A 12,158-nucleotide genomic window follows, 5' to 3' on the forward strand; every position below is an offset into this window, starting at 1 on the left:
ATGGAATATACGCAATCTTAACAGATATCACCAGCCCCTATACACTGGTCTGATGAGGCTGTTTACATAAGCTCCTGAAAAGAAAAGACCAGCTCGAAAGCTGGCCAATGTAGGAATAAAAAGTCCGTCCCTGGATAAAGTCTCCCACTGGAGATTTAAAACTCTGAACTCTTCCTAGTTTTGCGATAAGTAATAACGGCTCATTGCTACAGCGAAGTCAGCACGGCTCATTAATTCTTGTGGCGAGAAGTGAGCTACAATTGTTGGCTCTAGGTCAAATGGACCTTGCTCAACGCTGAAGCTTACGCCTAACACACCACGGTCAATCGCATGTTGTACATAGTGCTTAAGACCTTCTGGAATCATGTCTTGGTCAGCAACTACAACGCGCTCGTCGCCGAAGGCAGCTGTTAAGTTAGTCCCGTCATAGCTTGAATCAACACCTTCAAGACCTAGCGACTGCATTAATGAATAAGCAACGTCAAGCTTGCTCACTTTGCCTTTAGGGTCGAAAGATGAGCCACTGCCAGTCATTACTGGAGCTTGCTCTTGAACGCGGTCTTTTAGTGCACTACCAGTTTGCGTCACTGCATTGATGCTTGCTGCGTCTTTTGCTTTTACGTCAACGAAAACCTGGTCAGCAGCACTGTTAGACTGACGGATACCCGCGCCCAATGTTAAGTACTCAGCCATTTCTGCGCGTGTAATTAAACGGTCTGGCTTAAACCCTGTAGCAGTACCATCAACTAGTTGCTCGCTAACTGCGTGCTCGATGAAACCTTGTGCAGGATGACCAACAACATCATCAAGACCTTCAAAACCATCAGTGCGAATCATTTTGATGTTTGCTTGAATCGTGCCTGGAGCTGCATAACCATTTGTAACGCCTGCTGGGTCTAGTGGTACACCTGAAACTGAACCTATACCACCGGCTTTAATAACCCACTCACCCGCTTCACCAGGAGCTACAACTGCGATGTTTTCACCAAGTACTGGTAATGCGATGCTTGAACCATAACGCTTACCTGAAGGGCTTGTTAGGGTCAGTGCAACAGTGTTGTCTGAAACCTTAGCGCTCGCCATAACTAATGAAATGTCATCAGCTACGTTAAATGTCGTACCAGGGTTATCGCCTACCGGAGAGTAAGGAACACTAGTTGGAAAATCACGCGCTAACGATGTTAATGAAGCAGCGTTAAAATCGCGGTTAACTTTAGTGGTTTGGCCGAAGTTTTGACTTTCATCAAGAACCGCTTTAACTGCAGCGTATGCGTTAACATAACCAGCACCCGCTTCCCATGGCTCTAGACCAGGCATATTCGTCGCAGTATCTTCTAAGATACGCTTAACATCACGCCAGTTTAGCGATGGATTCGCTTCTAACATTAGGGCTACAACACCAGAAATATGCGGCGCTGACATTGATGTACCGCTAGAGTGTGTGTAGTAAGGAACTTGAGCTGCTGGCAACAAGTCAACATCGTCAGTAATACTTAACCAAGAAGTACTACCTAAAGAAGCACGGGCTGAAGCAATATCAACACCTGGTGCTGTGATTGTTGGACGATCTACCCATTCAAAAGTCTCACCGTCAACTTCAACTGTTCCGCCTTTGCCTTTAACACCGCGTGAACTGAAGTCAGCAAGGTTGCCGTCTTTGTCGCCAGCGGCAACAGTTACAACCCAAGGAGCTTTTTTGAAGTTACCAGTAATAGTGCTTTCGCCGTTACCAGAGTTACCCGCAGAGAAAACAACAATAACGCCGTTATCACTAAGTTTTTTCGTTGCAACGTTAGTTGGGTGGTCTGGGTTGAAATCAGAACCTACGTCACTAGTGCTACCGAACGAGTTAGAAATAACGCGAATATTGTATTCATACTGATGGCTTAATGCATAATCAAAACCACCCAGAGTATCTAGAATAAATAGACCAGCGCCTGAACCATAACCAATAATTTTGGCACCTGGTGCAACGCCTTCTTGCTCACCGCTAGACATACTACCGTTACCGCCGATAGTACCTGCTACGTGAGTACCGTGGCCGCCACCAATATCGGTATTAGGGATGTTTTCTTGATATGTGATTGGAGCTAAGTCGCTGAAAGAGCGTAAATTTGTTTGCGCTAATACGTTTTGAACGACGTGATTAGGGAATTTCAAATCAGGGTGAGTACCATCAACACCTGAATCATTAACAACAACACCGATACCACGGCCAGAGAACGGCATACCTTGGCTACGTAAGCTGCGGTCTTCACGCAAACGATCGACGCCTGTAATTTGAGTTGCGCCTTGGTTTTCATAGCTCAATTCAGAGTTGTGCCATACAGAACGAACATCGTCACGCTCATAAATTGCTTCAATTTGAGACTTTGTTGCTAACATACCAACGATTGGCAAGTTTTGTAGGCTAACACCAGTGTTAACGCCGAGTTGCTCAAGTGCATCTAGCTGTAGTGGAGTTGCAGCTCCATCACCTTCAAAAGTTACGATAACTTCGAATACTTGAGAGTCGGAAGCCACAGGAAGCATTTCGCTTAATTGTGGTCCAAGAGATTTTGCTGACAAGCCTAAAGAACTAACGCCAAGACCAGCGGCTAATAGCGCTGCATGTAGTGGTTTAGAATTAAAAACTGATGACTTTTTCATGTTTTACTTACCCATTTAGTGATTACGCAATGAGCATGACATGAAACTAGATATGAGAGGTATCGGGGAAATCCCCTACTTTTTATTTGATTTGCTACCTAATTAGTAAGTTTTCAACAAGTTACAGGTGGTAAGACCTTTTTTTTTAAATCAAGAGCTTATGTTGAGCCGCATACTTTACAAGTTCAGCGGAATTAGCCACCTTTAATTTATCCATAACTTTGCCACGATGGTTTTCTGCTGTTTTAACACTAATATCGAGTGTTTTGGCTATTTCTTTTGTTGTTCTACCGTCTACCACCAAATGGAATACTTCGCGCTCACGCTTTGTTAGATTCTTATACGGGTCATTCCACTTATCAGGTTGCGTGTATTGATTCGCTAACACTTGAGCGGCGTATTGGCTGTAATAACTTTTCCCATTAGCTAAAGTCTTAACCGCTTTGATTAATTCTTCGCTAGCACTGTCCTTTAACAAGTAGCCAGAAGCTCCAGCTCTCACCATGTGTATCACGTACTCTTCTTCTTCGTGCATGGTAAGGACCAAAATTCGACAATCAGGGAGCTTTTTATGGATTCGCTTTACAACCTCCATACCGTTGAGTTCAGGCATGCTAATGTCAATGACAGCAATCTGAGGCTCTAATTCGAAAGCTTTTTCTACAGCTTCTAGTCCATTTGATGCCTCACCTACAACAATGCATTCATCGTCCTTAGCCAAAATACTAACGAGGCCTTGGCGCAAGATCGTATGGTCATCAGCTAATAAAACTCGAATCATCAATTGTAATTCCCCATCAGTATCATTTTAATTTCACTTCCTTCACCTAGTTTGGATTGAATCATCAATTGTCCACCAAAAGCTGCGACACGGTCTTGCATGGCTGACAGTCCAAAACCATCAGGTCCAAGTGCTTTTTCGGTATCCATACCAACGCCATCATCAGTCACATTAACCATAAGAAGACTGGGTTGAGCAACCACCTGCACTTTTATAAGGTTTGCTTGTGCATGTTTAACCGCATTGTTTATGGACTCTTGAATGATACGAAAAACAAGAGTTTGGGTCTCTCCGTCCAGTTCTTCTTCAAGCTGCGTTTGCAAAACAATATCTGTTTTTTCTTCCTCTTTCATAACTCGTGTCAGCCACTTTAATGCTGGCTCAAGACCCAAATCATCCAGTATTCTAGGTCGCATTAGACGCGATATTTTTCGAGTGTCACTCAAAGCTTGTCGAGCCAAATCTAAACTATCCTGTAGAGAGGCATGAATTTCCTCGGTAATGCCATCTTGAGAGGTCATTTCAAGCTGGTTAATGAGTGCTGTCAACAATTGCCCAACACCGTCATGTAACTCTCTTGCTATATGCTTACGCTCATCTTCCTGTACACGCCAAACACGCTTTGCAAGACTTCGCATTTGGGTATTCCCAGATGCTAAATTCTCGGCGATCTGGCTTTGCTTCATACTCAAAGCATCTAACATTCTGCTGATTTCATTACTGTTTGTCATCGAGCTGCTCCATCATTTTATCGTTTTTAAAGTAACGTCCTTGCAATGAAATAAAGTGTTGCTGTTGTTTCTCTGGTAATTGTTTTTGTAGTTCTAATAATTTATTTATAGCACTTTTTGAGCTATTAATCGCTTCATCTTTCTTATTATTCATCTCATAGTATATACTTTGCAACCGGTCAATTTGATAGCTCCTCCAATAAGTGCCCATCCCCCGGTTTAAAAGAACCAGTTGGTTCAAATTACTTTCTAACGCCCCAACATCATTGTGTTGCGCATAGTAGAACCCCGCAAGTATTAACTTCCTAAGACGATAAAACTTGTGTAAATCCAGATCGTATGACTCAAACTGTTGACTTGCTGTGTCGAATGCTGTTTGTTTATCTTTTTCTGAACCAGCACTTAACACCGCGTACTCAAGCTTATAGATAAGATGCTCTAACGCAGCTTTTGAAGTGATGTTGTTGAGGCTTTTATCTTCGGGAGGAGCAAGATCTCGCCCGCTGTATAGCCCCAATCTATCATTATGTGTATCATAAATCAGTTGCTGGGAGCGGTTATTCTCCTGCTCCATTAAGGGCGCCATATCCTTTAAAACAGCCGTAGCCTGTTCGTAGTTGCCGCTAAATAAAGACCAATCCGCTAACCATAGACTAAACTCTACTTGGCCACGAACATCTTGCCTCTCTTTTAGTTCTTCTTTAATTTGGAGTAGCTCTTGAAGCGGCTGCTCAAAATTACTTTGTAAAAAGGCTATTTTAGCTAGGTAAGCTTTCGAGACGATCGCTTCTTCTAACAGGTTAAGCTCATTCGCCTTATCCAGCGCTGACTTATACATTTGATAGGCTTTTTGCCAATTCCCCTTTTGCAACTCAAGCTGCGCCATGTTTTCGTTAACTCGTACAATCCCTACTGGGTCATCTACCTTTTCATAGTAGGCTTTAGCTTGCTCCCAGTAAATGGTCGCCTTCTCTTCATCCGATAACAAAAAGAAAATGTAAGCAACATTATTCAGACTCTCAGCCTTGAGCCAGTCATCCTCAAGCTTCATACGAATACTTAATGAAGCCCTGAAATGGTCAAGTGCTTTTTTATAATCACCCTGCTCTTCGGCAATAATTCCTAACTCGTTGTATAGATCGGCCTGTTTAACCGCGTCGTTACGAATTTTATTAACTTCTAGAGCTTTTAATAAACTTTCTTCTGCAAGCTCATACTCACCTTTAACAGCGTAGACAGCAGCTAAGTTGGATAAGCTTGTTACTACGCCACGAGCATCGTTAACGGCTTCACGATAACCTAATCCTTGCTGATAATAATCTAAAGAATCTTCGAGTTGCCCTAATCGATGATAAGCGACACCAAAGGCATTTAATACATCACCTTCAAGCTGCTTATCTTTTAATTTTTTTGCAGTTACCAAAGCTTTGACTAAATAGTTATCTACGGCTTCCTGCGTGTTTCCTTGCCAGATTGAAACTTTTGCAAGCTCATACCAAGCCTGTGGATGGTTCTCATCGTTCTTTACAATAACATTTAGCTCAATTTCCGCTTCCTCGAAAGACTGCTGCTCGATCAACAACTGAGCTAGGTTAAACCGAATTTCATGATTATTAGGAAGCTCTTTAAGTATGTCTTGATAGGTTTTAATTGCACCATCAATGTTTTCACTCAGTAATTGAAGTTCTGCCTGAGTCATACTTCTGATAAGAGAGTTCTTACTTGACTTCTCGAGAGCCTTTTGTAAAGAAGACTCTGCCGATAAAATATTCCCTTCTGATGCTTCTAACCGTCCTAACTGGAGCCAACCTCTTGCGTAGTTTGGTGTATTTTTTAGTAACTGCGACAACTCTGTTTTAGCTAAGCTGATTTCACCTTTCCCTAACAAAAACTCAATTTTAGATAATACTTTTAAATTGATGTTTTCCGGCAAATTTTCAGTATCGTCAATCCGCGTCACACCTAATCGTTTACTAATAACTTTTGGAAGATGACTGAAGCTTTGAGCGATTTCATCCTTGTTGGATTGAAAGCTGAGTAACGGAGTGTTTTGTATACTTCGACCAGATACCTCAATTAAATTAGCGCTGACCTGATATTTATTAGGGCTGATAGCAATAACTTTTGTATGTAAAAGGTAAGGACTCTGTGTGAGTTCGCTAATGACTTTAACTTTGGCATCATCAAGTGGCTGACTATAACCCAATAAGTCTAAGGTTTCCTTTGAGCGCTCATACCCTATAACCCGTAAGTTAGGGGCATCAGACAGTTCATTAGAGATGAATATAGGTAAACCGTTAGTTAGCCAAGGCTCTGCATTAGATGCTTCTGTTTCAAATGGTAAGATGGTTAGTGATATAGCGTTGACTGCTCCCTCTGAAACTATATCGTTTAATCCTTTATCGGCACTAGAGTCATAAAATATATACCCCAGAATGCCTACAACTAATAATACAACTAAAGCAAATATAGGCTTTAAGCTTGTTCGACTCTTATTATTATCATTGTCACCCGCAGATAATAACTCTCTAACGTTTTCAACACTCTGTGGTCTAGCCGTATCAATAGGTGCAGTACAAGCTTGAATGACCTGTGCGTACTCAGAAAATTCTTTTGTTAATTGAAATTTATGTTGCTTGTATTTTTCTTTAATTAATTCCTCATGGGTTTGAGCCTGATAAGGCGTTTCGCCTTTGACCAACTCATGCAAAATCACACCAAAAGCATATATATCTATGGATTCTGTGACTTTTCCAGACTCTAAATATTCAGGAGGTGAATATAGAGGTGTGCCAGAGATAATTGAAGAAGCTTTTTCGCCAATAGCACTAGCGATACCAAAATCGGCAATGTACAGTTGCTGCTGTTCATCGATTAAGATATTTTCAGGCTTAAGATCTTTATGATTTATCCCTTTAGACTCAGTTATAGTTAGTGCTTGAATTAACTGTTCAATGAGGTGAGAAACAGTGGCTTTAGTTAATGGGTGATGTTTCTTTAGCCAATCGCTCAGAGTATCCCCTTCGATCCAGTCCATAGTAATGAAGTGACAGTCATCACTTTCATAATACTCATGAACTCGGACAATGTTCGGGTGGGAAAGCTGGCGTAGTGTTAGTATCTCGTTCTTGAAATTACGCAAGGACACATCAGACACTAAGTGCTGGTGAAGCACTTTAATTGCTACGTCTGAATCTAGCTGTAGGTCTTTCGCCTTATAAACACAACCAAAACGGCCACAACCCTGTAGAGATAAAACTTTAAAGCGACCCACTAACACAGTATTAGTTTCTAACGTCGCAAATTGAGATAATATCTGCGTTTCTTTTAACGAACCGGACTTAGTATTTTTATCTAAGTCATCATGCCCCATTAATCACTGCTCCTGTGGCTAATAGCCAAAATAATAGGTTTCAGAATGTACCGCTAAAATCTAGTGTACGGCTAATATTTGCTCTTTGATTAGTTTTTGTTCAGCAAATATATGTTCTGGAATATTATTTAATATAGCAGATATTTCATTTTGTAAAACAATAGCTTCTGAATTAATTTTAATTTGATCGGATATTAGATTTAAAATCTCAAGATCTAATTCGGTTAAAACCTTATTCGCTTCTTTGCTATCGGTATAAACGATACCGACTAAATTGTTATTAGCTAGAAGTGGAATGCACGCTAGAGCAGCAATTTGCTTACGCTGAATACTTTCGCGCGCTGCCAAATTATGATCAAGTTTAACGTCCATCGCTAACACAGGGCTTCTTTGTTTCAAAGCTTGCTGCATAGCTCCTACGCTACCCTCAAATGATTTTTCATGGAACTCTTTGCGGGTCATCCCTTTGGATGCACAAACCATCAAAGACTCAGGTGAATTGCCAAGCATGACCAAGCCACGTTGAGTGCCTGTTAGATTTAATAACGAGTATAACTGCTCATCTAGCGCCTCTAACAAGGACTTACGAGCTAGCTCATTATAATTTTTTCGAGACTGCTGTATGCGCCACTGGTTATGTGCATCAATAGCGTCTAACTGTTGCTTAGTTTTCAATTCAAATAAACACTCGATGTCACCTAACGAGATTACATCGTTAGCAGACAACAAGTGATCACTAATTGATTTACCGTTAACTTTTACACCGTTAGAACTTTCAGCATCTTTGAGGTACCACTGATCACCTTTGGTGATCACGCGCGCATGCTTGCGTGAAACACTGGGATGATTAAGTCTAACTTCGCAGTCTAAGTCTCTCCCTACTTGGTACTGCAAATCTTCGAAAAGTAAGCTTTCCTTAGCCGGCTTATCAGGATAACAAGCAGTTATTCTGGCTGGCATAACGTGAACCTCTATTAATTAATCAGACGCAAACTAAAGCGAAGAGTATTTGCAAGTGCCATTAGCTCACCTGCAACATTATCAATGTCGCGGCTCGACCGCCAAACATCTGGGATGTCCATGCCTCTAGCTGCCTCAACGATTTGCTTGAACTCGTTAAGCTTATCGCTCGCCTGAGTGTAGTTTTGAACGGCGATCAACTGCTGCACTTCATTGAGTTTTGCACTTAATGCGGTATAAGTTGCTGCTGACATTTGTGTTGAGAAGTTACTCAAATTCGTTGTCAGGTTATTCATCTTAGTATTCACAACAGTTGTTGGAAGCCTAAGATCAGCAAGAATTAAAAATTGTGAAAATTTACCAGTCGTACCCCTTGCGCGGTAACTCCCAGAGCCCATTGTCATGGTGATATCTCTGAACTCGCCACCTAGAGGTGCTTTGAATAAGCGTAGAGGTGTACCAGCTGTATACTCAAGATTGTGTGTATGAATATCTACTGTAACAAGACCTTCGAAGGCCAAGCCTTGTGAAGATAGTGGCTCTACGGTAATCAGCATAGGAAATGCCGATAATAAATTGGTATCTAAAACCGATGGAAGTCGGTCAAGGATGTTTATATCAGTAATATCCACCACTTCGGCAGAAAGACCAATACTTTCTTCGTTCAAACCGATGACATTTTCGAAAGAAATAGTGAAGTCCGCTTCTATACCGCCAGCCAACTCAATCACTGCTTCAATCTTATCCCCTCCATTGACAGTCAACTCTACAGGTGAACCCTGCGCACTAGCAAAAAAGCAAAGCGCAGAAATGGTAACCACTAAACGGCTAAGGAATTTCGTCATCATATTTCTCCAGTGTGTTTACAGTCTTACAAATCGCCGAAAGATTACATCCAGTAATAAGTGGCGCATCTTCAAAATACTGACATTTATCGTCTATTGCAAGATTTATTACCTTTTGGTAGGTGTAAAGCAGGGTTTACACCCTGCCTTAACGTACCTTTCAATAACTTACTTGTAATAGCTGTCGTAAGTTCTAGAAATGATAACTGCGTACTCACCGCGAGTTACCGTCTCTGATGGCTTAAAACGTGCCACTAACGTTGGCTCTAAGTCATACGGACCTTGCTCTACATCAAACTCAACACTTAGTAGTGATAGGTTTAACGCTGCTTGTACATGGCCTCGAAGCTCAGCTGGAATGCTGTCTTGGTCAACAACCGGTACTACTTGACCATTATACTGCACAGTAATGTCGCCAGTATATTGCTCTGCTTCAGCCTGTAGCCCTAAAGTCTGCACTAGAGAGTAAGCTAAATCAGCACGACTAACGCTCGCGTCCGCATCAAAGTTAGTGCCTGTAGTTCTAACCACAGGGTCTTGAGTGCGCTTTGCATCTTTTAGAGCACCCGCTGGCACACTAACTGCTTCCGCAAATGCTGCATCGCTACCAGTAACATCGTCAAAGCTCACACTTGGCTGGTTTAATAGGTCACGATATTGACGAACCGCTGCACCCATAACTAAGTACTTAGATAAGTCGCCTTTGGTTAAGTCTGCATTTGGTTGGAATGAACCGTTTTCAAAACCGTCCACTAAACGCTCGCTAACTGCAAACTCAATGGCGCCTTGTGCTGGGTGGCCGTTGATATCGCTTAGGCCTTCATAACCGCCTGACTCGATAAGAGTAATCTCACCAGAAATAACGTCAGGAAGACCTGGGCCGTTAGTAATACCTAGTGGATCTGGCTCTACACCTGAAAGTGACGTTAAGCCGTAACCTTCAATACTCCAGATACCTTGCTGACCAGGAGCAGATACACGCATGCCTGTCTCTAATACCGGTAGCGTTAAGTTACCGTAGTATTCCGTACCGTCTGGAGCTGTTAATTTAAGCTTAGTAGTATTAGCCAAGTTATCAGCTGCAGCAGTTACAAATGCTACTTCTTTACCAACATAAAACTCATACTCGTCTGGGTTTCCAACTGGAATGTAGTTTACTGTAAATGGAATTGGCTCATCCGCAGGGATTAAAATTGCATTTGCGTTGAACTCATTCAGGTTGTTAACAGTAACATCGTAGTTGCCGTCGTAGTTTAGAGCGGCTGCAACAGCTGCTTCTGCATTAACGTAACCCGCACCTACTTCCCATTTCTCGTAACCAGGAATATTGGTTGCAGTTTCCATTATCAATTTCTTAATATCTAGCGGCGAAAGATTTGGGTTTGCTTCCAACATAACAGCGGCGATACCAGCAACGTGAGGCGTTGCCATCGACGTACCAGAAATCATGGTGTAATAAGGAAGGTACTCAGCTTCAATAGCATCAACATCATCCGCGCCGCCGTTCGATACAGCGTTTGTTTTAGCACGTGTAGAAATGATGTCTACGCCTGGTGCTACGATTGAAACTTCGTTTTTATAAGTCCACTCACTACCGTCTGGCATAGAGAACGAACCTTCTTCACCATTTTTACCACGAGAAGAGAAGTCAATTAATGTGCCGCTCTTCGTGCCTGCACCTACTGACATGCCCCAAGGGATTTGAGCATATGGGTTATGAGTATCTTCGCCTGGACCTGAGTTACCCGCAGCAAATACTGATAACAAGCCATTTCTGTATGCAACATAAGACGAAACAGCGATAGGTCCAGCAGGATCAAATTTACCACTTGAACCCCAAGAGTTACTCATGATGCGAATTGGGCTGTTGAAATCATATAGGTGAGTTAACGCGTAATCGTAACCACCAAGTGCGTCTAGGATAGATAGACCAGCACCTGAACCGTAACCAACTAGGTCAGCACCTGGTGCAGCACCTTTGTGCTTACCGTTAGAATGAGCACCAGTACCTGCAATTGTGCCTGCACAGTGAGTACCGTGGCCTACGTTTAGATCCGTATTTAATTGATCTTCAATCCAGGTACCACGTACTGGTGTTAAAGTTAGTGCTTGAGCATGAGTTACAGCCTGCACGTTTTGAACAACTTTTGAACCAAACTTCAAATCATCCAAAGTTGCATCAATACCAGAATCATTTACCATTACAGTAACGCCCTTACCCGTAAAGGTTTTGCCGTTTGCTGCTCTGAATTCATTACTTTGAACACGATCGACACCCGTAATAACACGTGACTCTGCGTTATAATATTGAAGGCTTCTGTTAGCGAAAACTGAACGTACACCATCAAGTTTACTAATTGCGTCGATTTGTGCTGGTGTTGCTTTCACACCAACAACTGGCAACGATTGGAATTGAACGCCTTCGGTCAAACCTAGGTTCAGTAATTGTTGCATTTGGTTGCTGTTAACTTTGTCCATCTGGTCAAAGGTAACAACCGCCATCACTGAATCTGTTGGGTTTAAACTTAATAGGTCTTGCTTTAGCTGACTGCCGATAACAGCGTCGGCAGCTGCGTTTAAACTAAAGCCGGCTAATGCCGCTGATAGCGCAAGCTTGGTTACTGGATTTTTCATACTCAAAACTCCGAATCAATTAATAAAAATTATCTTTGTTATTAGCTGACTTCATTCAACCCGATTGCAGATACAAATGGAATAAGGGTTATCCCCTATATAAGGGGTGACATTTTCCCCAAAGCACCACAGAGTGCGAACTTGATCACAAAAAAGGCTCCTAAAGAGGAGCCTTTTTTATTCAC

The 12,158-nt window shown here is 42.1% G+C and carries 7 protein-coding genes; all 7 read right to left on the bottom strand.

Features of this window, described 5'->3' with window-relative positions:
- Positions 1-174 precede the first annotated feature (174 nt).
- Positions 175-2,649 carry a S8 family serine peptidase gene (locus ABD128_RS09900; RefSeq protein WP_343989704.1) on the bottom strand — a complete coding sequence of 825 codons (2,475 nt, stop codon included), beginning with the start codon at positions 2,647-2,649 and terminating at the stop codon, positions 175-177.
- Positions 2,650-2,794: 145 nt separating this feature from the next.
- Positions 2,795-3,430, bottom strand: coding sequence for a response regulator transcription factor (locus tag ABD128_RS09905; RefSeq protein WP_343989706.1), 636 nt, complete (start codon positions 3,428-3,430; stop codon positions 2,795-2,797).
- The gene (locus ABD128_RS09910) at positions 3,430-4,161 is read right to left on the bottom strand and encodes a sensor histidine kinase (protein ID WP_343989708.1); all 732 of its coding nucleotides are present in this window, start codon (positions 4,159-4,161) and stop codon (positions 3,430-3,432) included. Before ABD128_RS09910 ends, ABD128_RS09905 begins: the two co-directional genes overlap by 1 nt.
- On the bottom strand, positions 4,148-7,534 hold the full coding sequence (locus ABD128_RS09915; protein ID WP_343989710.1) for a protein kinase domain-containing protein: 3,387 nt from the start codon (positions 7,532-7,534) through the stop codon (positions 4,148-4,150). Before ABD128_RS09915 ends, ABD128_RS09910 begins: the two co-directional genes overlap by 14 nt.
- A 60-nt stretch (positions 7,535-7,594) precedes the next feature.
- Positions 7,595-8,494 (bottom strand): FHA domain-containing protein, encoded by a 900-nt coding sequence (locus ABD128_RS09920; protein ID WP_343989712.1) that lies wholly within the window; start codon positions 8,492-8,494, stop codon positions 7,595-7,597.
- Positions 8,495-8,508: 14 nt separating this feature from the next.
- Positions 8,509-9,342: a DUF6689 family protein gene (locus ABD128_RS09925; RefSeq protein ID WP_343989714.1), complete on the bottom strand. Its 834-nt coding sequence runs from the start codon at positions 9,340-9,342 to the stop codon at positions 8,509-8,511.
- A gap of 165 nt (positions 9,343-9,507) precedes the next feature.
- Positions 9,508-11,973: a S8 family peptidase gene (locus tag ABD128_RS09930; protein WP_343989716.1), complete on the bottom strand. Its 2,466-nt coding sequence runs from the start codon at positions 11,971-11,973 to the stop codon at positions 9,508-9,510.
- Positions 11,974-12,158 lie beyond the last annotated feature (185 nt).

The organism is Kangiella japonica (genome assembly GCF_039523535.1).
In the GTDB taxonomy this organism is placed as follows: Bacteria; Pseudomonadota; Gammaproteobacteria; order Enterobacterales; family Kangiellaceae; genus Kangiella; species Kangiella japonica.

Coding starts and splice junctions, on each gene's coding strand:
- ABD128_RS09900 (WP_343989704.1), bottom strand. CDS start 2,649: ATGAAAAAGTCATCAGTTTTTAATTCTAAACCACTACATGCAGCGCTA.
- ABD128_RS09905 (WP_343989706.1), bottom strand. CDS start 3,430: ATGATTCGAGTTTTATTAGCTGATGACCATACGATCTTGCGCCAAGGC.
- ABD128_RS09910 (WP_343989708.1), bottom strand. CDS start 4,161: ATGACAAACAGTAATGAAATCAGCAGAATGTTAGATGCTTTGAGTATG.
- ABD128_RS09915 (WP_343989710.1), bottom strand. CDS start 7,534: ATGGGGCATGATGACTTAGATAAAAATACTAAGTCCGGTTCGTTAAAA.
- ABD128_RS09920 (WP_343989712.1), bottom strand. CDS start 8,494: ATGCCAGCCAGAATAACTGCTTGTTATCCTGATAAGCCGGCTAAGGAA.
- ABD128_RS09925 (WP_343989714.1), bottom strand. CDS start 9,342: ATGATGACGAAATTCCTTAGCCGTTTAGTGGTTACCATTTCTGCGCTT.
- ABD128_RS09930 (WP_343989716.1), bottom strand. CDS start 11,973: ATGAAAAATCCAGTAACCAAGCTTGCGCTATCAGCGGCATTAGCCGGC.